The following is a 24,758-nucleotide window of genomic DNA, read 5'->3' on the forward strand; positions in this document are numbered from 1 at the left end:
GCTTCTGCTGATTTGGGAATCCACTTTGTCAACAGGTCCTAAGGGGCCTCGGCCCCTTTTATTTGTATTTCATGGTGCTTTGCTACTTAATCACGTTTAGTAATAATAACGCTCCCTCACAGCTACATTCGCGCCGGATCAACGTAATCACTCGCGTGTTCGTAGCAATCAGGCTATGACCCTAGCCGAGGGCCATCTCCGTTGGATGCTGCGGCATGTGGTAAAGTGAATTTTACCTGAGCCCTTCCTGTCTCAATACCTCTCCCACGGCGCCTTTTGCCGCATGGGCGCGCCGGGCTGTTGCCCATGGACCGTCGGGGCGGTTAAGAAGAAATGCTGAGCAACGGAATCCGGAAATGACCGAGGAAACGATAACACTCTACGAGGCGATCGGTGGCGACGCCACGGTGCGGGCCTTGACGCGCCGCTTCTACGAGCTGATGGACACCCTGCCGGAAGCGGCGCGGTGCCGCGCGATCCATCCGCCCGACCTCTCGGGCAGCGAGGAAAAGCTCTACGAATATCTGTCCGGCTATCTCGGCGGCCCGCAGCTTTACATCGAAAAGCGCGGGCATCCCATGCTCCGGCGCCGTCACTTCGGCGCGGAAATCGGTGCCGAGGAGCGGGACGAATGGCTGCTCTGCTTCCGTCGCGCCATGGAGGACACGATTTCCCATGAAAAGCTGCGCGCCATCATCTGGGACCCGGTCGAAAAGCTCGCCCATCACATGCAGAACAAGGACTAGCCCGTGCTGTCGACCTCCGAGGCCCTGAACCGTCTCCTGCCGGCACTCGCCGGCCTCATGGGCGCAGCCGGCGTCGGTCTGGCCGCAGCCGCAACCCATACCGGAAGCGAGGGGCTGCTCGGCCCCGCCTCCGCCATGTGCCTCGCCCACGCACCGGCGCTTCTCGCCCTCAGGGCGGGCGGCCATCGCATTCCGACGGCAACCGTATCGGGCCTCGTCCTGGCGCTCGGCACGCTTCTCTTTGCCGGCGATCTCGTCAGCAAGCAGTTTCTGGCAACGAGGCTCTTTCCGATGGCCGCGCCGGCGGGTGGCATCCTGATGATCGCAGGATGGCTGATTGCCGGGGCGGGAGCGCTGTTTCCGCTGCGCTCCGGCCAATAAGCTCAGGCCGGCGGCGGCCCGAGCCGGCGCCCGAACAGCAACAGGTTGCCGTGCGGATCGCGCACATGAAACTTGTCGACCGGCTGGTCGTTCTCGTCCACATGGCGGGTGATCTCCACGCCGCGGCCATCGAAATCCTCGAACAAACGCCAGACGTTCTCCGAGCGGAAGAAGACGGAACTGCTGTCGCAGACAGTGGGATCCTGGCAAAGCCAGAAATGCAATTCGAGCCCGTCGCGGCGAACGCCCATATACTCGTCGCAGGTTTTTTCGATCGCCTCGAAACCGAGCTTTTCGACGTAAAATTCTCTTGTCTGTGAAAAATTCAAAGAGGGAAGAATCGGCAGGACGTCGACCCGGTTAAAGTCGACAGGGTTTTCCGCATTCATGCGCAGGGTCCCCGGTTCGTCTTCCCGCCGACGCCTTAACCCGGGCCTCAGCCGCGCTGACGCGCGGCGTTCCGCAGCCACTTCGGGGCGGGAAAATCAATGATTGTCGCGTCGCCCCATGACGACTGCGAATAAATGGGTTTTGCTTTCCGCTGATGCAAGGCCGGAATCGCAATGATTTCCGCGCTTGCGGCCTTCTGCGCCTGCCGATCGATCAAACGTTCGTGAAGCGCGGGGACAAGACCATCGCCGTTCTGGCCTGCGAGCTTGTGCAGACCGATCAGCATGGCCGAATCAAGATCATCGTCCATCATTGACTTTCATTCCTCTCATTCAGGGTCTGCAGCGCCCGCTCCAGACTCGACTTGCTGCCGTTGCGCAGGGGGATGAAGGCCTTGCCGAACTTCTTGCAGCCGCTCTTCACCCTCAGACACGCATCATGGCTGATACAGTCGATGGGGCAGAACACGCAGTCCACCGAGGGCAGCACAGTGTCGATGCGCGAGACCGCTTCCCTCAAACCGCCGTCGTGATGGATAAGTTCCGCCCCGAAATTGCTGGCGATCTGGCGCAGATGCGCAACCTGGCAGTCGCGGCCGCCAACATAGAGAAAGCTCTTCACATCGAGAGCCCGGCTATCGGCGGACGCCGGCTTCGCCCCGCTCTTCTGATCCTCGCGCTTCTTTTTCTTCGCCATGCCCTTTAACACTCCTCTTGAAACGAAACCGGCAGCACGCTGCCCCGCGCCTCCGGATTCGGAACCTACAAAACATGACTATTACAGTAAAGTATATACCTGAGTTTTTTTATCATATTTTGTCGAATGCAAAGCCGACGATGAAAACGCCCCCTTTTCGGGCGAGACCCTCACATCCGGGCCGGAGGAAGCCGACGGGACTCATATGCCCACCTTCGGCGAGGGTGTGAAACGGAAGGCCGCCCGCTCCGAAATCGATCTTCGAAGACAGCCGCGAAAAACGGGAAACCCCGGCATCCCCGGCGTTTTGCATTGAAACTTCTCGGAAATTTTACCGTTTGATAAATTTTTTTTCCTGAGTTACCGTATTCGCAATCGCACCATAAAAAAGAGGGAACTTCGATGCGACGACTGGAACCTGGCCTGAAGGCCGGGCGGCTTGATGCTGCCGATTATGTGAAGAATTTCTCCGACCTGCATCCGCGTCTCGGCGACCATGAAGCGCTGGTTGCCTCAGACCGCTGCTACTTCTGTCATGACGCGCCGTGCATGACGGCCTGTCCGACCTCCATCGACATTCCGATGTTCATCCGCCAGATCGCCACCGGCAATCCGATCGGCGCGGCAAAGACGATCTTCGACCAGAACATCCTCGGCGGCATGTGCGCTCGCGTCTGTCCCACCGAAACGCTGTGCGAAGAGGCCTGCGTGCGCAACACGGCCGAGGAGCGTCCGGTCGAGATCGGACGCCTGCAGCGCTATGCCACCGATATCGCGATTGCCGAAGGACGCCAGTTCTATGCGCCGGCAGACGAAACCTTCCGGAAGATCGCCGTCGTCGGCGCCGGTCCGGCCGGTCTCGCCTGTGCCCACAGGCTCGCCATGCATGGCCACTTCGTCACCGTCTACGACCACCGCGAAAAGGCCGGCGGCCTCAACGAATACGGCATCGCCGCCTACAAGACCACGAACGACTTCGCCCAGACCGAGGTCGACTACGTTCTGTCGATCGGCAACATCGACGTGGTGAACGGCGAAATGCTCGGTCGTGACTTCACGCTCGCCGACCTGCAGTCGAAATTCGACGCGGTTTTCCTGGGCGTCGGCCTCGGCAACGTCAACACGTTGCACACGCCCGGCGACCAGATCAACGGCGTTCTCGACGCCGTCGAATTCATTGCCAACCTGCGCGAGGCGAAGGACAAGGGCGACGTTCCCGTCGGCCGCAACGTCGTCGTCATCGGCGGCGGGATGACCGCCATCGACGCGGCCATCCAGGCCAAGCTGCTCGGCGCCGAAACGGTCACCATCTGCTACCGCCGCGGCAAGGAACACATGAATGCCTCGGAGTTCGAACAGGATCTCGCCGCCTCGAAGGGCGTCACCATCCGCCACTGGCTACAGCCCAAGGAGATCGACCACAAGGGCGGCCATGTCAGCTCCATCACGCTCGAATACACCCATTTGGAAAACGGCCTGATGAAGGGAACCGGCCACACGACCGAAATCGCCGCCGACCAGATCCTCGTCGCCATCGGCCAGAAACTCGACACGCTCGGACTGGACGGCCTGAAGACCGAAGGCGGCAAGATCGCCGTCGATGCCGAAGGCCGCACCTCGATCCCCGGCGTCTGGGCCGGCGGCGACTGCGCATTCGGCGGTCAGGACCTGACGGTGTCCGCCGTCGCCATGGGCCGCGATGCGGCCGAATCCATCAATCGTTCTCTCGCCGCTTCCTCGGCGGGAGCAAGTGCTGTCGCTTGATCCGAAGAACATTGAGAGGAACGAACAATGGCTGATCTCCGCAACAATTTCGTCGGCATCAAATCGCCGAACCCCTTCTGGCTCGCCTCCGCGCCGCCGACCGACAAGGCCTACAATGTCGAGCGCGCCTTCAAGGCCGGCTGGGGCGGCGTGGTCTGGAAGACGCTGGGCTCCGAAGGCCCGCCGGTCGTCAACGTCAACGGCCCGCGCTACGGCGCGATCTGGGGCGCCGACCGCCGCCTGCTCGGCCTGAACAACATCGAGCTCATCACCGACCGCCCCCTGCAGATCAACCTGCAGGAAATGAAGATGGTCAAGAAGAACTGGCCGGACCGGGCGCTCGTCGCCTCGATCATGGTCCCCTGCGTCGAGGAGGAGTGGAAGGCAATCCTGCCGCTCGTCGAGGAAACCGGCGCCGACGGCATCGAACTCAATTTCGGCTGTCCCCACGGCATGTCCGAGCGCGGCATGGGCGCCGCCGTCGGACAGGTGCCGGAATATATCGAGATGGTCGTGCGCTGGTGCAAGCAGTACACTCGCATGCCCGTCATCACCAAGCTCACACCCAACATCACCGACATCCGCAAGCCGGCCCGCGCGGCCAAGGCCGGCGGCACCGACGCCGTGTCGCTGATTAACACCATCAACTCCATCGTTTCGGTGGACCTCGACGATTTCGCGCCCAACCCGACTGTCGGCGGCAAGGGCACCCATGGCGGCTATTGCGGCCCGGCGGTGAAGCCGATCGCACTCAACATGGTCGCCGAAATCGCCCGCGATCCGGAAACCTACGGCCTGCCGATCTCCGGCATCGGTGGCGTCACCACCTGGCGCGATGCCGCAGAATTCCTCGTGCTCGGTGCCGGCAACGTTCAGGTCTGCACAGCGGCCATGACCTACGGCTTCAAGATCGTCCAGGAAATGATTTCCGGCCTTTCCGACTGGATGGATGCCAAAGGCCACCGCAATCTCGACGACATTACCGGCCGCGCCGTGCCAAACGTCACCGACTGGCAGTATCTCAACCTCAACTACATCGCCAAGGCGCGCATCGACCAGGACGCCTGCATCAAGTGCGGCCGCTGTCACATCGCCTGCGAGGACACCTCGCACCAGGCGATCACCTCGATGGTGAACGGCGTCAGGCATTTCGAGGTCATGGAAGACGAGTGCGTCGGCTGCAATCTCTGCGTCAACGTCTGCCCGGTGGAGAATTGCATCACCATGGTAGGGCTGGAGCCGGGCACCCTCGACCAGCGCACGGGAAAGCCCGTCGACCCGAACTATGCCAACTGGACGACCCATCCGAACAATCCGATGGCCGTCCAGGCTGCCTAGTAAGGTCATCCTTCCACAGACAGAACAGAAGCCCCGGAGACGGGGCTTTTTTTCACATGTCGCCGCCCGCGACGACCGGCGGAACGCGACGGCCGGCACATTCAGAAGTAGCACAAGCCAAGGAAACGCAATTCCTCCGGTTTTGACCGGCAGGATTCAGGAAATCTTCAGGGCTTTCATGTGAATTGACTGATTTAGAGGGTTCAAGGACGTTATTTTTCGACCGAACAACTGTATTGCCAGGGGCTTTAGGCATGGCGGGGAAAAACAGGAGGGCGTCTTGGGTGTCGTTGCGGACGATACCGCAATACTATCTTCCCGCGCTCATTGTCGTCATCGCGGTCGCAATCTCGATCCTCTACGCCGACAATCAGAAAAGACGGCTGAACGAGGAAAACCTGCGCACCAGCGTCGCCGAACAGCTCGGCGTCATCCGCGCCAAACTGGAAGGCGATATCAACGCCAACATCCAGCTCATGCAGGGCCTCGCGGCTGTCATCGAAACCGAACCCAGGATCGACCAGGACCGTTTCTCCGCCCTCGCCTACCGTATCCTCTCCACCCCTCACCAGATCAGAAATGTCGTAGCGGCCCCGGATCTCGTCGTCACGCTGGTCTATCCGATGAACGGCAACAAGCAGGTGCTGGGGCTCGACTATCGCAGGAACGAGGCACAGCGTAAGGCAGCCTTTCGGGCGCGCGACACCGGCCGATATGTGGTCACCGGCCCCGTCGACCTCGTGCAGGGCGGCAAGGGCGTGATCGTCCGCTATCCGATCACCTATGGCAACGGCCATGGGGGATACACCTTCTGGGGCCTGCTTTCGGCAGTCATCGATATCGACAAGCTTTATGCCTCGGCCGGCCTCCACGATCCGGCGCTCGACATCAAGGTCGCGATTGCGGCCAGCAGTGTTGGCGACGTCGACAAACCTTTCTTCGGCGATCCGGCGGTCTTCCACGAAACGCCCGTCATCATGAACATCGATTTCGGTGGCGAGGGCTGGCGGATCGCCGCTGTGCCGAACGGCGGATGGCACCAGTCCCCAGCCGATCTCTGGATTTTCCGCGCCCTGATGATGCTGGTCGGGACCATGATCGTGTCGCCGATCGTGTGGGTCGCGCGACTGCTGCGCGAGCGTCAGGGCAATATCGCGGCCTTGCGTCAGCGCGAGGAAGAACTGCGCGCCCTCTCCCACAGGCTTGAAATCGCACTGGAAGCCTCGCGCATCGGGGTATGGGAACTCGACATCGGCAGCGGCGAACTGCACTGGGACGCCCGCATGAAACAGCTCTATGGCGTGGACCCCGGCCGTCTCGGCACCTATCAGACCTGGAAGGATTCGCTTCATCCCGACGACCGCGAGGCCACGATAAACGACTTCACCAGGGCGATCGAGAGCGGCAAGGACTTCGTTACCGAATTCCGCATTCTCACCCCGGCAGGAGAGGAACGGCATATCCGCGCCTACGGAACCACCTATCGCGATTCACGCTTTCGCAAGAAGATCGTCGGCGTCAACTGGAACGTCACCGCCGACATTCGCCTGCAGCAGGCGCTGCGCGCCGCCAAGCTGCAGGCGGAATTGCAGAACCAGCAACTTGAGCAGGCCCGCCGGCGCATGGAGCATGCCTCCCTGCACGACGCACTGACCGCCCTGCCCAATCGGCGCTATCTCGACCAGTATCTTTCCGAGATCGACAACTCCGGCGGACAGGCCAATCCCGTCATTCTGCATATCGATCTCGACCGCTTCAAGGACATCAACGATACACTCGGACACGGCGCCGGCGACGCCATTCTCCGCCATGTCGCATCCAAGCTGCACGAAAACATCCGCCCGGGCGATTTCGTGGCCCGCATCGGCGGAGACGAATTCGTCGTGGTCTGCCCCGAGGCGCTCGACGAAAAGCAGTTCACCGATCTCGCCCGGAACCTGATCGACGCGATCAACACGCCGATCACCTATGGCGGCCACGAATGCCGCGTCGGCGCCTCCATCGGCATCGCCACCCGTTACAGTCCCGACACTCCGGCGGAACAGTTGCTCGTCAACGCCGATATCGCTCTTTACGAGGCCAAGCGCCATGGCCGCAACCGCGTCGAGCGCTACACCGATACGCTGAAGTCCTTGACGATCAACACCAAGATGACGGCCGATGCCATTCTGCGCTCGCTCGAACAGAACGGTTTCGTCGCCTATTTCCAGCCCCAGTTCGACGCCCACACGCTGGAAATCACCGGCGTCGAGGCCCTGGCCCGCTGGGACCATCCGCAGCAGGGCATTCTCGGCCCCGCCGCCTTCCTCAAGATCGCCGAAAACCTCAACGTCGTCTCGCAGATCGACGCCGCCATCCTCGATCAGGCGCTGATGCAGCTCACCCGCTGGCGTGCAGCCGATCTCAACATCGGCAAGGTGTCGGTCAACATTTCCGCCCAGAGGCTGTTCGACGAAAACCTCATGCAGCGGCTCGACATGCTGGATCTCGCTCCGGGCAGCCTGTCGTTCGAACTGCTCGAATCCATCTCCTTCGACGACAAGGGCGCAACCGTCACCGACAGCATCGAACGGATCAAGGCGCACGGCATCGACATCGAGATAGACGATTTCGGCACCGGTTACGCCTCGATCCTGAGCCTCCTCAAGCTCTCGCCCCGCCGGCTGAAAATCGACCGGCAGTTGACCGCACCGATCATCTCGTCTGCCGCGCAAAGGCGTCTCATCAGCTCGATCGTCGACATCGGCCGCTCTCTCGGCATCGAGATCGTCGCGGAAGGCGTCGAAACCATGCAGCACGCCGCAATCCTCCGCGATCTCGGATGCCAGACGCTGCAGGGCTATGCGCTGGCCCGCCCGATGGATGCGACAGCCTTTCTCGACTTCGCGCGCAAGCGCAGCTGGCTGACGAGCGAAACCGCGAAAGCCGTCTGAACATCGGGAAAAGATCGCCGGTCGCAGACAACGGGGTTCGGCTGCCCCGACGGTCCCCGCGCAGCCCCTTCCCTCTCTTTCCCCTCCGCCGATCCCATGCTAGGCCCGCTGCGCCAACCTCCGTATCCCTTAAGCGAGCAGACCATCCCGTGACCGAAAGCAGCACCGCGCAAAGCCGCCACAATACCCATGCCAGAGGTCGCGAAAAGCTCAAGGCGCATCTTGCCGTGCTGCTCTTCTCCCTTCTCGTCTCCGGCTCCTTCTCCTTCGGCGGCGTCGCCACCCAACTGATCGACCCGATCGCGTTGCAGGCCCTCCGCTACGCCCTGACGATCCTGCTGATCGGACTGCTCTGCCTGAAGACAGGCCTGTCGCTGCGATGGCCGAGAGAGCCGTGGCGCTTCGCCATTCTCGGCCTGCTGATGGCGGTCTACATGGTCACCATGTTCATCGCGCTGCAATTCACCAAACCGGTCGCGACCGGCGCGATCTTCACGCTGATGCCGCTGCTCAGCGCCGGTTTCGGTTGGCTGTTGATGCGACAGCGAACGCGCCCCGGCGTATTGCTGAGCCTGCTGATCGCGGCGACCGGGGCTGTCTGGGTGATCTTTCGCGGCGACCTCGGCGCGCTCATGGCCTTCGATGTCGGCCGCGGCGAGATGATCTACTTCGTCGGCGTGCTCTGTCATGCGGCCTATGTCCCGCTCCTCAGGCTGTTCAACCGCAAGGAGCCACCGCTGACCTTCGTCTTCTGGGCGGCGGCCGCAACCTTCCTCTTCATCATGATCCCGGCAGCGCCGCGTTTTTCCGAAGTCGACCTCATGCACCTGCCGCCGGTCGTCTGGCTGGCGATTTTCTACCTCTCGGTCATCACGACGGCCGTCACCTTCTTCCTGCTGCAATATGCTTCGATGCGCTTGCCCGCCCCGAAGGTGCTGGCCTATGGCTATCTCACACCGACCTTCATCATTGTCATCGAGGGGCTGATCGGCCACGGCTGGGCCTCTGCCCCCGTCTTTCTCGGCGCTCTCGTCACCGCCTGCGGTCTGCTCGTGATGGCACTGCTGCCGGACTGATTAGCCGCCGGTGGAAGGTTTCGGAATAAGCCCCTGGATGAACAAGGTCTCCAGAAAGGTCGCGGCATCGTCGAACCGGTTCATCGTCTTGCGGCCCGTTCCGAGCACGGCCTTCACCTGCACGTCGAAATCGGCATAGTGCTGCGTGGTCGACCAGATCGAGAAGATCAGGTGACGGGGATCGCAATCCCGCACCTTGCCGGCGCGGACCCACGAGCGGATGACTTCGGCCTTCTCGTCCACAAGTTCCTTGAGCGGCCCCTTGAGCACGTCTTCGATATGCGGCGCACCGGCCAGAACCTCGTTGGCGAAAAGGCGGCTCTCGCGCGGAAAATCCCGGGCCATTTCCAGCTTGCGCCGGATATAGGAGCGGATCTCCTGTTCCGGATCGCCCTCGGCATCGAAGGCCTTCAGCGGCTCCAACCAGTTCTCCAGCACCCGGTCGATCAGCGCCCGGTGCATCGCTTCCTTGGTGCGAAAATAATAGAGCAGGTTCGGCTTCGACATTCCCGCGACCTCGGCAATCTGGTCGATGGTCGAGCCGCGGAAGCCGCTGCGCGAGAAAACATTCAGCGCAGCCTCCAGAATCTGTTCTTCCTTTTCCTCCTGGATGCGCGTCCGTCGCTGTGTCTTTGCCGCCCTCGGTATTGCCATGTCTCGTCTTGTCCCGTTCCTCCGGAGCACCTGTAAACGCTTGATCTTTATCAGAAATAGCGCTGCTCCTTTTTAAGGCAATTGCCCGCTATTTTGTCTCGTTTTTTCGCGTTTTCCGTCTTGAGTGCAGCGATGGAAGTTGTAATGTTTACCAGTCGGTCAAATTATTGGTCAGGTGCCGAATAAAGGCAACCGCCAATCCGAATGTCGAAAGAATCATAAAATATCGGCATGCGGTGACCGGGGGAATATTGGGGCATGCAGTTTGCATGGCCATACGGAAAACTGGTGAGGATTTTGAAATGACGGCTGCACCCGGCGAGAACTTGCGCGTGAACGGCGATCGCCTGTGGGATTCACTCATGGAGATGGCGAAGATCGGCCCCGGCATTGCCGGCGGCAACAATCGCCAGACATTGACCGACGCGGATGCCGAGGGACGCTCCCTCTTCAAAAAATGGTGCGACGCCGCCGGCATGACCATGGGCGTCGACAAGATGGGCACCATGTTCGCCACCCGGCCCGGCACCGATCCGGACGCCCTTCCCGTCTATGTGGGCAGCCACCTCGACACCCAGCCGACCGGCGGCAAGTATGACGGCGTCCTTGGCGTTCTCGCGGCGCTCGAAGTGGTCCGCTCAATGAACGACCTCGGCATCAGGACGAAACATCCGATCGTCGTCACCAACTGGGCAAACGAGGAAGGCGCGCGTTTTGCGCCGGCCATGCTCGCCTCAGGCGTCTTCGCCGGCGTCCATTCGCTCGACTACGCCTATGGCCGCAAGGACCCCGAGGGCAAGACCTATGGCGACGAACTGAAGCGCATCGGCTGGCTCGGCGAGGAGGAAGTCGGCGCCCGCAAGATGCACGCCTATTTCGAATATCATATCGAGCAGGGCCCGATCCTAGAGGCCGAGGAAAAGCAGATCGGCGTCGTCACCCACTGTCAGGGCTTGTGGTGGCTGGAATTCACGCTGACCGGCAAGGAAGCCCATACCGGCTCCACCCCGATGAACATGCGCGTCAATGCCGGCCTCGCCATGAGCCGCATTGTCGAGATGGTGCAGACCGTCGCCATGGAGAACCAGCCGGGCGCGGTCGGCGGCGTCGGCCAGGTGTTCTTCTCGCCGAATTCCCGCAACGTGTTGCCGGGCAAGGTCGTGTTCACGGTCGACATCCGCACGCCGGATCTTGAAAAGCTCAACGCCATGCGGGCGAGGATCGAAAAGGAAGCGGCAGCGATCTGCGAGACGCTCGGCGTCGGCTGTTCGGTCGAGGCGGTCGGCCATTTCGACCCCGTCACCTTCGATCCGGTGCTGGTGGAGCGCGTGCGCAGCGCCGCCGACCGGCTGGGCTATAGCCACATGAACATCATCTCCGGCGCCGGCCACGACGCCTGCTGGGCCGCCAAGGTCGCCCCGGCCACCATGGTCATGTGCCCCTGCGTCGGCGGCCTTTCCCACAACGAGGCCGAGGACATCTCGAAGGACTGGGCCGCCGCCGGTTGCGACGTGCTGTTCCATGCGGTTCTGGAGACCGCGGAGATTGTCGGCTAGGCTGACGCTGCCGCAGAAAGGAACAGCGCCATGGATTTAAGCACCATCCTCGCCTTCATCACGGTCACCACGCTTCTGGTGGTCTCGCCAGGCCCCAACGGCGTTCTGATCGCCAAGACCGTGCCGACCTCCGGCAGGCTCGCCGGCTTCGCCAATATCGCCGGCTTCATGACGGCCTTATACATTCACGGGACCTTCGTGATGTTCGGCCTTTCCGTGCTCCTGGTGCGTTCGGCGGAACTGTTCTGGTTCGTCAAGATGCTAGGGGCCGCCTATCTCTGCTATGTCGGCCTCAAATCGCTCTACCAGGCCTGGCGCGGCGGCATCCTGCACCAGCAGACGACCCCGGCCCGGCGCCGCAGGACACTGTTGAAAGCCTATGGCGAAGGCCTGCTCACCAATGCGCTGAACCCCAAGGTGTCGATGTTCTACATCGCCGCCTTCCCGCAATTCCTGCCGCTCGACCACGCGACGGCCGGCAACATCTACTTTCTCGTACTCCTGCATTCCATAATCAACCTGATCTGGTTCGCGACCATGGTCATGGTGTTCTCCCGCATCACCAGCTTTGCCCGCAACGGCCGGGTCGAGCGCTGGATCAAAGCTGCAACCGGAGTCGTCTTCATCGGCTTCGGCATGAAACTCGCCACGCTGCGCGCCTGAAAGGCCGGAGGTATCTATGTCATCGAAAGTCATCAAGGGCGGCACCGTTGTCACCGCCGATCTCACCTACAAGGCTGACGTCAAAATCGAAGGCGGCGTGATCGTCGAGATCGGCCCGAACCTTTCCGGCGACGAGGTTCTGGATGCGGCCGGCTGCTATGTCATGCCGGGCGGCATCGACCCGCATGTTCACCTCGAAATGCCGTTCATGGGCACCTACTCCGCCGACGACTTCGAAAGCGGCACCCGCGCCGGTCTCGCCGGCGGCACCACTATGGTGGTCGATTTCTGTCTGCCCGATCCGGGCCAGTCGCTCCTCGACGCGCTGAAGCGCTGGGACAACAAGTCCACCAGGGCCAATGCCGACTATTCCTTCCACATGGCGGTGACATGGTGGGACAAGCAGGTCTTCGAGGAGATGGAGACCGTCGTCCGCGAAAAGGGCATCAACACCTTCAAGCACTTCATGGCCTACAAGGGCGCGCTGATGGTGAACGACGACGAGATGTTCGCCTCCTTCTCGCGCTGCGCCGAACTCGGCGCTCTGCCGCTGGTCCATGCCGAAAACGGCGACATTGTCGCCTCAATGCAGGAAAAGCTGATGGCATCAGGCAATAACGGCCCGGAAGCCCACGCCTATTCCCGCCCGCCGGAAGTCGAGGGCGAGGCGACCAACCGCGCCATCACCATCGCCGACATGGCCGGCTGCCCGGTCTATATCGTCCACACCTCCTGCGAACAGGCCCACGAGGCGATCCGCCGCGCCCGCCAGAAGGGCATGCGTGTCTATGGCGAACCGTTGATCCAGCACCTGCTGCTCGATGAAAGCGAATATTCGAACCCCGACTGGGATCATGCCGCCGCCCGCGTCATGTCCCCGCCCTTCCGCAACAAGCTGCATCAGGACAGCCTCTGGGCCGGCCTGCAGGCGGGCTCGCTCTCCTGCGTCGCCACCGACCACTGCTCGTTCACCATCAAGCAGAAGCGATACGGCGTCGGCGATTTCCGCAAGATACCGAACGGCACCGGCGGCCTCGAAGACCGCATGCCGCTGCTCTGGAGCTACGGCGTCAACACCGGCCGCCTGACCATGAACGAATTCGTGGCCGTCACCTCCACCAACATCGCCAAGATCCTCAACATCTATCCGAAGAAGGGTGCGATCGTCGTCGGCGCCGATGCGGATATCGTCGTCTGGGACCCGAAACGCACCAAGACCATTTCGGCCAAGACCCAGCAGTCGCCGGTCGAATACAACGTCTTCGAGGGCAAGGAGGTGACCGGCCTGCCGCGTTACACGCTCACCCGCGGCTATGTCGCGATCGAGGAATCGACCGTCAAGACGCGCGAAGGCCACGGCCAGTTCGTATCGCGCGAGCCCTTCCAGGCGGTCAGCAAGGCCTTGTCCACCTGGAAGGAACTGGTCGCTCCCCGGAAAGTCGAGCGCACCGGCATCCCGGCATCCGGCGTCTGATCGATGCGCCGGGCTGGCCTGCCGCTTCTGCTGGCTTCGCTTGTCTGGTCCGCGCCTTTCGGCGCGGCCATCGCCGCCGAACTGCCGATCAAGGACAAGTATGGCAACAAGGATGGCTGCGACTATGCGACGACGGGAGAATCCACCGGTTCCGACAATTTCTTCCTGCTGACCTCCGAAGCCGTCACCACGGCGTCGGCCTATTGCACCTTCAGGGACGTGCACGAGAACCCGGACGATGGCTTCACCGTCACAGCCAGTTGCGAGGAGGAAGGCGGGAACGGGGAACTGGCACCGTTCGAGATCGACATAGAACCGGCCGCTCCCAACAGTTACCTGCTGAAAATAGACGACGGCTCGACCTGGGGACCGCTGGCCCTATGCAGATAGCCTCAGACCTTCACCAGCGCGTCCAGTTCGGGCAGAAGCACCACGCTTTCCTGCTCGTTCGGATCTGTCCGGGCGATGATCGCCGTGCAGGGCGCGTTGGAAAGGTTGGCCGGAAGATGCGGCACGCCGGCGGGAATGTACATCAGTTCGCCCGCATGCAGGATCACATGGTTTTCCAGCCGGTCGCCGTACCAGGTGTGGGCGGAGCCGGAAAGACAATAGATCGCCGTCTCGTGGCTCTCGTGCAGATGGGCCTTGGCCCGCGCGCCGGGCGGCATGGTGAGCACATGCATGCAGATGCCCTTCGAGCCGACGGTCTCGGCGGCAATCCCCTCGAAATAGCTCAGTCCCTGCTTGCCGTCATAGGTATTGCTCGGCCGGACGATCCTGCAGGTGGGTTTCGATGATGTATCCATGGTCCCGCTCCTCCAAGGCGTTGGGTCTCCACGCAAAGTCTCATAGGCCGGCGCGATCCGGCCGTGTCATGATAGCATGCAAGAGGCCTTTTGCCTTTGCAACCAAGCCGATGAGTTCCATTCGATGAACGCACCCTTCTCAGTCGTCTCCGCGAAAAACCTCTGTCTCACCTTCCAGACGGGAGACGGGCCGGTGCACGCGCTCTCCAATGTCGACCTCGAGGTGAAGAAGGGCGACTTCGTCTCCTTCATCGGCCCCTCGGGCTGCGGCAAGACCACCTTTCTCCGCGTCATCGCCGACCTGGAGAAGCACACCAGCGGCGAGATCACCGTCAACGGCATGACGCCGGAAAACGCAAGGTTGGACCGCTCCTACGGCTATGTCTTCCAGGCGGCGGCGCTCTATCCGTGGCGCACCATCGAAAAGAACATCGCGCTTCCGCTGGAAATCATGGGCTTCTCCGTCGAGGAAAAGAAGAAGCGCATCGAGCAGACGCTGGAACTCGTCAACCTCACCGGCTTCGGCAAGAAGTTTCCCTGGCAGCTTTCCGGCGGCATGCAGCAGCGCGCCTCGATCGCCCGCGCGCTTGCCTTCGACGCTGACCTGCTGCTGATGGACGAACCCTTCGGCGCGCTGGACGAGATCGTCCGAGACCATCTCAACGAACAGCTTCTGAAGCTCTGGGCCGCGACCGACAAGACGATCTGCTTCGTCACCCATTCCATTCCGGAGGCCGTCTACCTCTCCACCAGGATCGTGGTGATGAGCCCCCGGCCCGGCCGCGTGACCGACGTGATCGAGTCCACCCTGCCGCGCGAACGGCCGCTGGAAATCCGCGAAACCCCCGAATTCCTCGAAATCGCTCACCGCGTCCGCGAGGGCCTGAAGGCGGGGCATAGCTATGAGGAATAAGCTTTCCTCTCCCATAAAAACCCCTCCCCAACCCCTCCCCACAAGGGGGAGGGGCTTCTCTGCCCGCTACAAACGTCGCGATGTGGGCGGGAACGTTCCGCAGATCCTCTCCCCCTTTGTGGGGGAGATGGCCGGCAGGCCAGANCTCTGCCCGCTACAAACGTCGCGATGTGGGCGGGAACGTTCCGCAGATCCTCTCCCCCTTTGTGGGGGAGATGGCCGGCAGGCCAGAGGGGGTCTTTACCGAAGATCGGTCTCTATCGCTGGAGTGTCCCATGCCGCATTCCAACATCGACCCGAAGACCAGAAAACGTGCAAGAACTCTCCGGCGAGAACTGACCAGAGCCGAGCGGGAAATGTGGGATCTATTGCGAGACCTCAGACCCCGAGGAGCCCGGTTTCGCAGGGAAACGCCAGTAGGGCCTTACGTCGCCGATTTTGCATGGCTTTCTGCCCGCGTGATCGTGGAGGTCGATGGCGACAGTCACGAGACGGATCAAGGCCGCGCACATGATCTGCGCAGGGACGCATTTCTTCGCGGTCAAGGCTTTGAGGTCATTCGTTTCGACAAGCATCAGGTAATCGATAACCCGGACTACGTGTTCATCACCCTGGAAAAGGCCTTGGCGCAATTCCTGATGGCGGAGGAGAGCCCATGACCTCCCCCTCCCTCCTCCGCGACCGCATCCTTCCGGTCCTCACCGTCATCTTCGCGATCCTCGTCATCTGGCATGTCTTCGTCGTCTATCTCAACGCGCCCTTCGTGCGCGATCAGGCGGCGCGCGACAACGAGACCCTGAGCTTCGGGCAGGTGGTGGAACGCACCTTCGTTCAGGAGCGCCCGGTGCTGCCGGCGCCACATCAGATCGCCGTCGAACTGTGGGATACCACCGTCAACAAGGCGATCACCTCGAAGCGCAGCCTCGTCTATCATGCCTGGATCACGCTTTCGGCCACCCTGCTCGGCTTTGCCATCGGCACCGTCCTCGGCATCCTGCTTGCGGTCGGCATCGTGCATAACCGGGCGATGGACCGCTCGCTGATGCCCTGGGTCATCGCCAGCCAGACGATCCCGATCCTCGCGGTCGCGCCGATGATTATCGTCGTGCTGAATGCGGTCGGCATTTCGGGCGTGCTGCCCAAGGCGCTGATCTCGACCTACCTTTCCTTCTTCCCCATCGTCGTCGGCATGGTGAAGGGCTTGAGAAGCCCGGATACACTGCTGCTCGACCTGATGCACACCTACAATGCCAGCCAGACCCAGACCTTCTGGAAACTCCGCTGGCCGGCCTCGATGCCCTACCTCTTCACCTCGCTCAAGGTGGCCATCGCCATATCTCTGGTGGGCGCCATCGTCGGCGAACTGCCGACCGGCGCGGTCGCAGGCCTTGGAGCACGCCTGCTCTCCGGCTCCTATTACGGGCAGACTATCCAGATCTGGGCGGCGCTCTTCATGGCAGCGGGCCTCGCCGCGGTTCTCGTCGGCATCGTCGGCTTCGCCCATGGCCGCGTCCTGAAACGCATGGGGGTCAAGCCATGAACGGTTATCTGCTTTTCGCCGCCGTCTTCTGGCTCGCGACGTGGGGCCTCAACGAATGGCTGGTGCGCCAGCGCTTCGCCAGCCCGGCCCTTCGCCGCGCCGCCAATATGGCCGTGCCGCTGATCTTCGGCGTCACCCTGCTCGTCATCTGGGAATGCGTGGTGCGCGGCTTCTCCATTCCCTCGATCCTGCTTCCGGCGCCGTCGATGATCTGGACGCGGCTTATCAACTCCATCCCGACACTCTGGGTCGATTTCCGGCAGACTTTCCTGAAGTCCGTTCTGAGCGGCTATGTGCTCGGCTGCGGTCTTGGCTTCATCGTGGCGATCCTCGTCGACCGCTCGCCCTTCCTGCAGAAGGGCCTGCTGCCCATCGGCAATTTCGTGTCCGCGCTGCCGGTCGTCGGCGTCGCGCCGATCATGGTCATGTGGTTCGGCTTCGACTGGCAGTCCAAGGTCGCCGTCGTTGTCATCATGACCTTCTTCCCCATGCTGGTGAACACCGTGCAGGGGTTGGGTGCGGCAAGCCATATGGAACGCGACCTGATGCGCACCTATGCGGCAAGCTGGTGGCAGACGCTGACCAAGCTTCGCCTGCCCGCCGCATGGCCGTTCATCTTCAACGCGCTCAAGATCAATTCGACGCTGGCGCTGATCGGCGCCATCGTGGCAGAGTTTTTCGGCACCCCGATTGTCGGCATGGGGTTCCGGATTTCCACGGAAGTGGGGCGAAGCAATGTCGACATGGTCTGGGCCGAGATCGCGGTCGCCGCGCTCGCAGGCTCGATCTTTTATGGGGTGGTGGCGCTCGCAGAGCGCGCCGTCACCTTCTGGCATCCGTCTGTCCGCGGTGGACAGGCGTAAAAAAGAAGAGGGAACAGACATGAAATTCAAGATCGCATCCCTGCTGCTGGCAGGCGCCGTCTCGCTGACGGCGATGCAGGCGGCGGCCGCCGACAAGGTGACGCTGCAGCTGAAATGGGTGACGCAGGCCCAGTTCGCCGGCTACTACGTCGCCAAGGACAAGGGTTTCTATGAAGAGGAAGGCCTCGACGTCGACATCAAGCCCGGCGGTCCGGACATCGCACCCGCCCAGGTCATCGCCGGCGGCGGCGCCGACGTCGTCATCGACTGGATGCCTTCGGCTCTCGCCGTGCGCGAAAAGGGCACCCCGCTCGTCAACATCGCCCAGCCGTTCAAGAAGTCGGGCATGATGCTGACCTGCCTCAAGGAAACCGGCATCACCAAGCCGGACGACTTCAAGGGCAAGACGCTGGGCGTCTGGTTCTTCGGCAACGAATACCCCTTCCTGTCGTGGATGGCCCACCTGAAGATCCCGACCACCGGCGGAGCCGATGGCGTGACGGTCCTGAAACAGGGCTTCAACGTCGACCCGCTGCTGCAGAAGCAGGCCGCCTGCATCTCGACCATGACCTATAACGAATACTGGCAGGTCATCGACGCCGGCATCAAGCCGGAGGACCTCATCACCTTCAAATACGAGGACGAAGGCGTCGCCACGCTTGAGGACGGCCTCTACGTTCTGGAAGACAAGCTGAAGGACCCGGCCTTCAAGGAAAAGATGGTCAAGTTCGTCCGTGCCTCGATGAAGGGCTGGAAGTGGGCCGAGGAAAACCCGGATGACGCAGCCGACATCGTTCTCGAAAACGACGCCTCCGGCGCCCAGACCGAGAAACACCAGAAGCGCATGATGGGCGAAGTCGCCAAGCTGACCGCAGGTTCCAATGGCGCGCTCGACGAGGCGGACTACAAGCGCACCGTCGCCACCCTGCTCGGCGGGGGCTCCGACCCGGTCATCACCAAGGAGCCGACCGGCGCCTGGACGCACGAAATCACCGACGCGGCACTGAAATAATCAGGCGCGACGATCCGACGATAAAAGGCGCGCGGCTGCCGGCCGTGCGCCTTTTTGTATGCCTGCGCCGCAGCGGACAAGACGTCAACCTGTGGCTTTGCAACCACATTGATTTGCGCAAAGCACACGCTTAGAATTTGCGCCGCAAAGAAAGTGCTCGTCGCTCTTGTAAGTCGAACGAGCGATACCAACTAAGAACCGGTCGCGTGATAGAAAGAATTTCCACCGGAATGGAAAAGTCCGGAGGAGCGTGCTGTCGGCACCTTACTGATTCCTTCGCGGAAAACAAGTTTTATTTAATAACTATTTGTGCATTCACTGAATGCTGGGAAGGAGCCCATGGTTCGCAACAAGGATGTCATCGTCGGACTGCTCGCCATGTCCGTCCTGTTTCTGCCTCACGCCATAAAGGCGGAGGAGACCTCTACATCGACGTCGCAACCGAAGATTCCCTCCATCGTGGTGACCAAGGCCGAAACGCGCCCCCTGGTGGACAGGGTCGTCGCAACCGGATCGATCAAGCCGGTGGAGGAGATCTACGTGCAGCCGCTCGTTGACGGCCTGTCGATCCGCACGCTTGAGGCCGATGTCGGCGACCGCGTGGAAGCGGATGGCGTGGTCGCCCGCCTGAACGATGATGCGCTGCGTCTGCAGAAGAGCCAGCTTCAAGCCTCACGCGCCAAGGCCGAGGCGGCGCTTGCGCAATATCATGCGCAGCTTGCCGACGCGCAGGCCAATGCGACGGAAGCGGAACGCCAGTTCAAGCGCGCCACCGCACTCGGCAAGTCCGGCACGTTCTCGACCTCCTCGGTCGAACAGGCGGAAACCGCCGCCAGCAGCGCCCGCGCCAAGGTAACGAGCGCCGAACAGGCGATCGCCATTGCCGAAGCCGACATCAAGGTCGTCGACAGCCAGATCGCCGACATCGACCTCAATCTGGCCCGGACGGACGTCAAGACGCCCGTCGCCGGGGTCGTTTCTGTGCGCAATGCCAAGACCGGCGCGATTGCGTCCGGCAGCGGCCAGCCGATGTTCACTGTCATCCGGGACGGCCAGATCGAACTCGTCGCCGATGTATCCGAGACCGACATCCTGAAGATGCGCGTCGGCCAGAAGGCAAAGATCACCGTCGCCGGCGGCGCCGCCAGCCTGAACGGCTCGATCCGCCTGATTTCCCCGATCGTCGATCCGCAGACGCGCCTCGGCGCGGTGCACATCGCCATCGATGACGACAACGGCGCCCGCGCCGGCATGTATGGAAGCGCTGAAATCATCCTGGCCGAAGCGACCGGCATAGCCCTGCCGCTTTCGGCGATTACAACGAGCAAGAACAGGACGACGACCCGTCTGGTCAAGGATGGCGTGGTCAAGCAGGTCGACATTGCGACCGGCATCCAGGATGGAGCCTATATCCAGGTTGTCAGCGGCCTAAAGGAAGGCGACGTGGTCGTCGCCAAGGCAGGCGCCTTCGTTCGCGACGGCGACCGCATCAACCCGATCAGCGACGAAACTGCCGCCTCGAACTGAGAGACAGAGCGCCATGAATTTCTCCGCCTGGGCCATTCGAAATCCCGTTGCGCCGATTCTGACCTTTTTCCTGCTGATGGTGGTCGGGCTGCAGTCGTTTTTTGCGCTGCCGATCACCCGCTTCCCGAACATCGACGTGCCGCTGGTGGCGATTACGGTCACCCAGAGCGGCGCATCGCCGGCCGAACTCGAAACACAGGTGACGAAGGAAATCGAAGACGCGGTGGCGAGCATCACCGGCGTCGACGAACTCTCGTCCACCGTCACCGACGGCCAGTCGCAGACGCTCGTGATGTTCCGCATGGAGGTTCCGACCGAGCAGGCGGTGCAGGACGTCAAGGACGCCATCGACCGCATTCGCGGCGACCTGCCGGCTTCCGTCGATGAACCGATCGTCGCCAAGATCGACGTCGAGGGCGCAGCCATCCAGACGTTTGCGGTTTCCTCGCCGAACATGAGCATCGAGGAACTGTCCTGGTTTGTCGACGACACCATCAAGCGCGCCCTGCAGGGCCAGAGCGGCATCGGCCGCATCGACCGCTACGGCGGCGCCGACCGGGAAATCCGCGTCGAGCTCAACCCCGACCGACTCGACGCCTTCGGCATCACCGCCGCCGACGTGAACCGCCAGTTGCGCGGTACCAATGTCGACCTCGGCTCGGGCCGCGGCCAGGTGGCGGGCGCCGAACAGGCGATCCGCACGCTCGGCGACGCCCGCAATGTCGATACCCTGTCCAATACCACCATCGCCCTGAGCAACGGCCGCTTCGTCAAGCTGTCCGACCTCGGCACGATCAAGGACACCTACGAGGAACAGAAATCCTTTTCGCGCTTCAATGGCGAGCCGGTGGTCACCTTCGCCGTCTTCCGTTCCAAGGGTGCCAGCGAGGTAAGCGTCGCGGAAACGGTTTCGACCATCCTCGATCAGGTCCGGGCGGAAAACCCGAATGTCGACATCAAGCTGATGGACGATTCCGTCTACTTCACTTACGGCAACTACGAGGCGGCCATGCACACCCTGATCGAGGGTGCGGTGCTCGCCGTCATCGTGGTCTTCCTGTTCCTGCGCAACTGGCGCGCCACCCTGATTTCGGCAATCGCCCTGCCCCTCTCCGCCATCCCGACATTCTGGATCATGGACCTGATGGGCTTCTCACTGAACCTCGTCAGCTTCCTCGCCCTGACGCTGGCGACCGGCATCCTCGTCGACGACGCGATCGTCGAGATCGAGAACATCGCGCGCCACATCAAGATGGGCAAGACGCCTTACCGCGCGGCCATCGAGGCGGCGGACGAGATCGGCCTTGCGGTCATCGCCACCACCTTCACCATCATCGCGGTCTTCGTTCCGGTATCCTTCATGCCGGGTATTCCGGGCCAGTATTTCATCCAGTTCGGCCTGACGGTCGCCTTCTCCGTCTTCTTCTCGCTGATGGTCGCGCGCCTCATCACACCTTTGATGGCCGCCTATCTCATGCGCGCGGAAGACGCGATGGACGACCATCACGACAATGACAGCGCCTTCATGAAGGGCTATACGCGGCTGGTGCGCGCCACCACGACCCGCTGGTATGCGCGCTATCTCACCCTGATCGGCGCCTTCGCCTTCCTGCTGGCCTCGCTCGCCCTGCTCGCTCAGGTGCCGGGCTCCTTCCTCCCGCCGGAGGACGCCGGCCGCATCGTTCTTTCGGTTGAACTTCCGCCCAACGCGACGCTTGAGGAAACCGAAAACAAGACCGAGGCGATCTATGCCGCGACCAGGGATCTCGATGGCGTGGAAAGCGTCTTCGTGCTGGGCGGCGCCTCCCCCAAGGGCGATCTGGAACTGCGCCGCGCCAGCGTGACGCTGAACCTTACCCGCATAGAGCACTCGCTGCTGAAGACGCTGGTCAACAAGGGGCTCGGCGGCCTCCCCGTCATCGGGCCCTACCTGCCGAAGCTGCCGGTCGAAGGCCGCACCCGTCCGCAATGGGACATCGAGAAGGAAGTCTTCGAAAAGCTCCGGCCGATCGCCGACATCCGGGTATCGAAGCTCAACGACCGCGGCGAGCGCGACCTCTCCTTCAACTTCCTCTCCAAGAACGAGGAGGAACTGAACGAGGCCGCCGCCATCCTCGAAGCCAAGCTTCGCACCGTGCCGGAACTGGCAAACGTCAGTTCCGACGGCGCTCTCCCCCGTCCCGAATTGCAGATTCGCCCGCGCATGGACGAAGCCGCAAGGCTCGGCGTCACGGCGCAGCAGATCTCCGAGACCGTCCGCGTCGCCACCATCGGCGACGTCGATTCGGCGCTCACCAAGATCTCCCTCGACGACCGCCTGATCCCGATCCGGGTCCAGGCCTCTCTCGACCTTCGAACCGATCTTGCCGCGATCCGCGCGCTGAAGGTACAGACCGCCAGCGGCGCGACCGTTCCGCTGTCGAGCGTCGCCGATATCGACTATTCGGAAGGCGTCAGCGCCATCGAGCGCAACAACCGCAACCGCGTGGTCTCCATCGGCGCCGACCTGCCGCAGGGTGTCGCCCTCGACACGGCGTCGGCGGCCTTCCGCGCCGCTGTCGATTCGACCGAGATCCCGGCATCGGTGAAGCTTGCCGAAAGCGGTGACACCAAGGTCCAGAGGGAGATGCAGCAGAGCTTCGTCAATGCGATGCTGCTCGGCCTGCTTCTGGTGCTGACCGTGCTCATCCTGCTGTTCAAGGATGTCATTCAGCCCTTCACCATCCTGCTTTCGCTGCCGCTCGCCATCGGCGGCGTGGCGGTGGCGCTGATTCTCACCAACAATCCGCTGTCGATGCCGGTCCTGATCGGTATCCTCATGCTGATGGGCATCGTCACCAAGAACGCCATCCTGCTGGTCGATTTCGCCATCGAGATGCGCCACAAGGGCATGCAGCGGGTGGAGGCGATGGTCGAAGCCGGCCGCAAGCGCGCCCGCCCCATCATCATGACCTCCATCGCCATGTCGGCCGGCATGCTGCCGTCCGCCATGGGCGTGGGCGAAGGCGGTTCGTTCCGCGCCCCGATGGCAATCGCCGTGATCGGCGGCATCATTGTGTCGACCGCGCTCAGCCTTCTGGTCGTGCCCGCCTTCTTCCTGATCCTCGACGATCTCTCCCGCCTCCTCGGCTGGATGTTCGGAAGACTGGTCGGCAAGAAGGAAGAGGAGACAGTTGCGCTCTCCGCCGAGGAACTGACCGAGATCGCCCGGCAGAACAACGAGGCCCTCGAAACGCTGCACAAGCGACTTGCGGCAGTCGAGAAGCATGCTCCCGGCACAGCACGCAAGGGCGAATCCGGCAATATCGTCACCCTTCCGCCGCTCGCGGCCGAGTGAGAACAGCCGGCGTCATCCACCGGAACCGGGCCTGGCGGCCCGGTTTTTTTGTATTTTGTCGTGCTTATGAAGAAAATCTGACATGCCCGGGCAAAATGGTTGATCGAAATCAAATCAACCTCTTCCGACCTTGCCTATCCTTTTTTTGCTGAGAAATGAGTGACGAACGAAGGTTGCTCCCACCGGCGGGGATGGAGTTGTCGGATACTGCTTCCATAGGGATGCGCCACCGACATCGCCGGGATTGGCTGTCGGTCCACGCGATTTCCGGCAACGGAGGAGCAATCGCCGTGAGCCGGGAAAGCGCAACGGCCGTCCCGTCAAGGGCGTGGGGGAACTTCGTTGTCGTCGCTGGGGATTGGCCATCGCGCTCCGTAAGGACCGCTATCTGGAGCCGTGAAACCGTGAACAAGATTTTGAAATTGAACACACGCGACAAAAACACCCTTCTGAAGACGCCCTTCATGGCATCTCTCGGTGCGAGCGCGCTGGCGCGCATGCTCGAAATCTGCACCGTGACGAATTACGAGGCGCGGGACATCCTGTTTCGCGAGGGAGAGGCGGCGGAATATTTCTATTGCGTCCTGACGGGCTACGTCCGCCTCTACCGGCTGAACAAGGACGGGCGCGAAGCCGACATCCGCATCTGCGGCCCGGGCGATACCTTCGCCGAATGCCTGCTCGCGATCGGCGACAACTATCTCTATAACGCCCAGGCGGCCGAAAACATAACGGTTGCCCGCTTCGAACTGCAGAAGGTGCGCGCCCTTGCGGAACAGGAAAGGGATATCGCGCGGGCGATCATCCAGAATCTTTCCGCGCACCTGCGCTCGACAATGGATTGCATCGCCAACGACCGGCTGCAGACCGCGCCCCAGCGTGTCGCCCACTATCTGCTCGACAACTGCCCGCAGGACAGCGCCTCCGCCTCGATCCGCCTGCCCTTCCAGAAAAGCCTCCTGGCCGGCAAGCTGGGTCTTGCGCCGGAAGCGCTCTCACGCGCCTTCTCGTCGCTCCGCCGCGCCGGCGTCATCGTGCGGGGCCGCGTCATCCAGATCAACGACGTCAGCGCCCTCAGGCAGATCTGAG

General features: G+C 62.1%; 23 protein-coding genes. 18 read left to right on the forward strand and 5 right to left on the reverse strand.

Annotated features, from left to right (window positions below):
• The first annotated feature begins 356 nt into the window (after positions 1-356).
• A complete protein-coding gene (locus J5N58_RS24625) occupies positions 357-746 on the forward strand; it encodes a globin domain-containing protein (RefSeq protein ID WP_113424605.1) in 390 nt (129 codons plus the stop codon).
• A gap of 3 nt (positions 747-749) precedes the next feature.
• Positions 750-1,127 (forward strand): DUF423 domain-containing protein, encoded by a 378-nt coding sequence (locus tag J5N58_RS24630; protein WP_425314493.1) that lies wholly within the window; start codon positions 750-752, stop codon positions 1,125-1,127.
• Positions 1,128-1,129: 2 nt separating this feature from the next.
• On the opposite strand, the gene J5N58_RS24635 is transcribed toward J5N58_RS24630, so the two are convergent.
• The 3 genes from J5N58_RS24635 to J5N58_RS24645 are packed head-to-tail and all read right to left on the reverse strand — an operon-like array spanning position 1,130 to position 2,213.
• Positions 1,130-1,516 carry a glyoxalase superfamily protein gene (locus J5N58_RS24635; protein WP_112831876.1) on the reverse strand — a complete coding sequence of 129 codons (387 nt, stop codon included), beginning with the start codon at positions 1,514-1,516 and terminating at the stop codon, positions 1,130-1,132.
• Between the two features lie 47 nt (positions 1,517-1,563).
• The gene (locus J5N58_RS24640; protein ID WP_113454378.1) at positions 1,564-1,830 is read right to left on the reverse strand and encodes a hypothetical protein; all 267 of its coding nucleotides are present in this window, start codon (positions 1,828-1,830) and stop codon (positions 1,564-1,566) included.
• Positions 1,827-2,213 carry a DUF2325 domain-containing protein gene (locus tag J5N58_RS24645; RefSeq protein WP_112831878.1) on the reverse strand — a complete coding sequence of 129 codons (387 nt, stop codon included), beginning with the start codon at positions 2,211-2,213 and terminating at the stop codon, positions 1,827-1,829. Before J5N58_RS24645 ends, J5N58_RS24640 begins: the two co-directional genes overlap by 4 nt.
• Positions 2,214-2,615: 402 nt before the next feature.
• Between J5N58_RS24645 and J5N58_RS24650 the strand changes: the two genes are divergently transcribed.
• The 4 genes from J5N58_RS24650 to J5N58_RS24665 all read left to right on the forward strand — a co-directional run bounded on the left by J5N58_RS24650 (position 2,616) and on the right by J5N58_RS24665 (position 9,324).
• A complete protein-coding gene (locus tag J5N58_RS24650; RefSeq protein WP_112831880.1) occupies positions 2,616-3,977 on the forward strand; it encodes an NAD(P)-dependent oxidoreductase in 1,362 nt (453 codons plus the stop codon).
• A 27-nt stretch (positions 3,978-4,004) separates the two neighbouring features.
• Positions 4,005-5,315 (forward strand): NAD-dependent dihydropyrimidine dehydrogenase subunit PreA, encoded by a 1,311-nt coding sequence (gene preA, locus J5N58_RS24655; protein WP_244714041.1) that lies wholly within the window; start codon positions 4,005-4,007, stop codon positions 5,313-5,315.
• A gap of 254 nt (positions 5,316-5,569) precedes the next feature.
• A complete protein-coding gene (locus J5N58_RS24660) occupies positions 5,570-8,248 on the forward strand; it encodes a bifunctional diguanylate cyclase/phosphodiesterase (protein ID WP_113442191.1) in 2,679 nt (892 codons plus the stop codon).
• Between the two features lie 149 nt (positions 8,249-8,397).
• Positions 8,398-9,324 (forward strand): DMT family transporter, encoded by a 927-nt coding sequence (locus tag J5N58_RS24665; protein WP_244714043.1) that lies wholly within the window; start codon positions 8,398-8,400, stop codon positions 9,322-9,324.
• On the opposite strand, the gene J5N58_RS24670 is transcribed toward J5N58_RS24665, so the two are convergent.
• Positions 9,325-9,978 (reverse strand): TetR family transcriptional regulator C-terminal domain-containing protein, encoded by a 654-nt coding sequence (locus J5N58_RS24670; protein WP_112831884.1) that lies wholly within the window; start codon positions 9,976-9,978, stop codon positions 9,325-9,327.
• A gap of 302 nt (positions 9,979-10,280) precedes the next feature.
• Between J5N58_RS24670 and J5N58_RS24675 the strand changes: the two genes are divergently transcribed.
• The 4 genes from J5N58_RS24675 to J5N58_RS24690 are packed head-to-tail and all read left to right on the forward strand — an operon-like array spanning position 10,281 to position 14,061.
• A complete protein-coding gene (locus J5N58_RS24675) occupies positions 10,281-11,534 on the forward strand; it encodes a Zn-dependent hydrolase (protein ID WP_113340559.1) in 1,254 nt (417 codons plus the stop codon).
• Positions 11,535-11,564: 30 nt separating this feature from the next.
• The gene (locus J5N58_RS24680) at positions 11,565-12,197 is read left to right on the forward strand and encodes a LysE family translocator (protein WP_112831886.1); all 633 of its coding nucleotides are present in this window, start codon (positions 11,565-11,567) and stop codon (positions 12,195-12,197) included.
• 16 nt (positions 12,198-12,213) lie between these two features.
• A complete protein-coding gene (gene hydA, locus J5N58_RS24685; RefSeq protein ID WP_244714052.1) occupies positions 12,214-13,671 on the forward strand; it encodes a dihydropyrimidinase in 1,458 nt (485 codons plus the stop codon).
• A 3-nt stretch (positions 13,672-13,674) separates the two neighbouring features.
• Positions 13,675-14,061, forward strand: coding sequence for a hypothetical protein (locus J5N58_RS24690; protein ID WP_244714054.1), 387 nt, complete (start codon positions 13,675-13,677; stop codon positions 14,059-14,061).
• A gap of 2 nt (positions 14,062-14,063) precedes the next feature.
• Here the strand turns inward: J5N58_RS24690 and J5N58_RS24695 are convergent, their stop codons facing one another.
• On the reverse strand, positions 14,064-14,477 hold the full coding sequence (locus J5N58_RS24695; protein WP_113340562.1) for a cupin domain-containing protein: 414 nt from the start codon (positions 14,475-14,477) through the stop codon (positions 14,064-14,066).
• Between the two features lie 124 nt (positions 14,478-14,601).
• Between J5N58_RS24695 and J5N58_RS24700 the strand changes: the two genes are divergently transcribed.
• The 8 genes from J5N58_RS24700 (at position 14,602) to J5N58_RS24735 (ending at position 24,757) form a co-directional block, all read left to right on the forward strand.
• Positions 14,602-15,390, forward strand: coding sequence for an ABC transporter ATP-binding protein (locus J5N58_RS24700; protein ID WP_113439141.1), 789 nt, complete (start codon positions 14,602-14,604; stop codon positions 15,388-15,390).
• A 275-nt stretch (positions 15,391-15,665) separates the two neighbouring features.
• Positions 15,666-16,049, forward strand: coding sequence for an endonuclease domain-containing protein (locus J5N58_RS24705; protein WP_244714057.1), 384 nt, complete (start codon positions 15,666-15,668; stop codon positions 16,047-16,049).
• Positions 16,046-16,930, forward strand: coding sequence for an ABC transporter permease (locus tag J5N58_RS24710; protein ID WP_112828517.1), 885 nt, complete (start codon positions 16,046-16,048; stop codon positions 16,928-16,930). Before J5N58_RS24705 ends, J5N58_RS24710 begins: the two co-directional genes overlap by 4 nt.
• Positions 16,927-17,793: an ABC transporter permease gene (locus J5N58_RS24715; protein ID WP_244714059.1), complete on the forward strand. Its 867-nt coding sequence runs from the start codon at positions 16,927-16,929 to the stop codon at positions 17,791-17,793. The genes J5N58_RS24710 and J5N58_RS24715 overlap by 4 nt, the downstream gene beginning before the upstream one ends.
• A 19-nt stretch (positions 17,794-17,812) precedes the next feature.
• Positions 17,813-18,805, forward strand: a complete 993-nt coding sequence (locus J5N58_RS24720; RefSeq protein ID WP_113340565.1) for an ABC transporter substrate-binding protein — start codon at positions 17,813-17,815, stop codon at positions 18,803-18,805.
• Positions 18,806-19,144: 339 nt separating this feature from the next.
• The gene (locus J5N58_RS24725; protein ID WP_113340566.1) at positions 19,145-20,332 is read left to right on the forward strand and encodes an efflux RND transporter periplasmic adaptor subunit; all 1,188 of its coding nucleotides are present in this window, start codon (positions 19,145-19,147) and stop codon (positions 20,330-20,332) included.
• Positions 20,333-20,345: 13 nt separating this feature from the next.
• Entirely contained in the window at positions 20,346-23,669 is a 3,324-nt protein-coding gene (locus J5N58_RS24730) for an efflux RND transporter permease subunit (protein WP_113424597.1), read from the forward strand.
• Positions 23,670-24,133: 464 nt separating this feature from the next.
• Positions 24,134-24,757 carry a Crp/Fnr family transcriptional regulator gene (locus J5N58_RS24735; RefSeq protein ID WP_113340936.1) on the forward strand — a complete coding sequence of 208 codons (624 nt, stop codon included), beginning with the start codon at positions 24,134-24,136 and terminating at the stop codon, positions 24,755-24,757.
• Position 24,758: the final 1 nt, after the last annotated feature.

This window comes from Paenirhizobium cremeum (genome assembly GCF_022884085.1).
Taxonomy (GTDB): Bacteria; Pseudomonadota; Alphaproteobacteria; order Rhizobiales; family Rhizobiaceae; genus Allorhizobium; species Allorhizobium cremeum.

Bases quoted from the DNA above. Each gene is read 5' to 3' on its own strand.
- J5N58_RS24625 (WP_113424605.1), top strand. From the start codon at position 357: ATGACCGAGGAAACGATAACACTCTACGAGGCGATCGGTGGCGACGCC.
- J5N58_RS24635 (WP_112831876.1), bottom strand. From the start codon at position 1,516: ATGAATGCGGAAAACCCTGTCGACTTTAACCGGGTCGACGTCCTGCCG.
- J5N58_RS24640 (WP_113454378.1), bottom strand. From the start codon at position 1,830: ATGATGGACGATGATCTTGATTCGGCCATGCTGATCGGTCTGCACAAG.
- J5N58_RS24645 (WP_112831878.1), bottom strand. From the start codon at position 2,213: ATGGCGAAGAAAAAGAAGCGCGAGGATCAGAAGAGCGGGGCGAAGCCG.
- J5N58_RS24650 (WP_112831880.1), top strand. From the start codon at position 2,616: ATGCGACGACTGGAACCTGGCCTGAAGGCCGGGCGGCTTGATGCTGCC.
- preA (WP_244714041.1), top strand. From the start codon at position 4,005: ATGGCTGATCTCCGCAACAATTTCGTCGGCATCAAATCGCCGAACCCC.
- J5N58_RS24660 (WP_113442191.1), top strand. From the start codon at position 5,570: ATGGCGGGGAAAAACAGGAGGGCGTCTTGGGTGTCGTTGCGGACGATA.
- J5N58_RS24670 (WP_112831884.1), bottom strand. From the start codon at position 9,978: ATGGCAATACCGAGGGCGGCAAAGACACAGCGACGGACGCGCATCCAG.
- J5N58_RS24675 (WP_113340559.1), top strand. From the start codon at position 10,281: ATGACGGCTGCACCCGGCGAGAACTTGCGCGTGAACGGCGATCGCCTG.
- J5N58_RS24680 (WP_112831886.1), top strand. From the start codon at position 11,565: ATGGATTTAAGCACCATCCTCGCCTTCATCACGGTCACCACGCTTCTG.
- hydA (WP_244714052.1), top strand. From the start codon at position 12,214: ATGTCATCGAAAGTCATCAAGGGCGGCACCGTTGTCACCGCCGATCTC.
- J5N58_RS24690 (WP_244714054.1), top strand. From the start codon at position 13,675: ATGCGCCGGGCTGGCCTGCCGCTTCTGCTGGCTTCGCTTGTCTGGTCC.
- J5N58_RS24695 (WP_113340562.1), bottom strand. From the start codon at position 14,477: ATGGATACATCATCGAAACCCACCTGCAGGATCGTCCGGCCGAGCAAT.
- J5N58_RS24700 (WP_113439141.1), top strand. From the start codon at position 14,602: ATGAACGCACCCTTCTCAGTCGTCTCCGCGAAAAACCTCTGTCTCACC.
- J5N58_RS24705 (WP_244714057.1), top strand. From the start codon at position 15,666: ATGCCGCATTCCAACATCGACCCGAAGACCAGAAAACGTGCAAGAACT.
- J5N58_RS24710 (WP_112828517.1), top strand. From the start codon at position 16,046: ATGACCTCCCCCTCCCTCCTCCGCGACCGCATCCTTCCGGTCCTCACC.
- J5N58_RS24715 (WP_244714059.1), top strand. From the start codon at position 16,927: ATGAACGGTTATCTGCTTTTCGCCGCCGTCTTCTGGCTCGCGACGTGG.
- J5N58_RS24720 (WP_113340565.1), top strand. From the start codon at position 17,813: ATGAAATTCAAGATCGCATCCCTGCTGCTGGCAGGCGCCGTCTCGCTG.
- J5N58_RS24725 (WP_113340566.1), top strand. From the start codon at position 19,145: ATGGTTCGCAACAAGGATGTCATCGTCGGACTGCTCGCCATGTCCGTC.
- J5N58_RS24730 (WP_113424597.1), top strand. From the start codon at position 20,346: ATGAATTTCTCCGCCTGGGCCATTCGAAATCCCGTTGCGCCGATTCTG.
- J5N58_RS24735 (WP_113340936.1), top strand. From the start codon at position 24,134: ATGGCATCTCTCGGTGCGAGCGCGCTGGCGCGCATGCTCGAAATCTGC.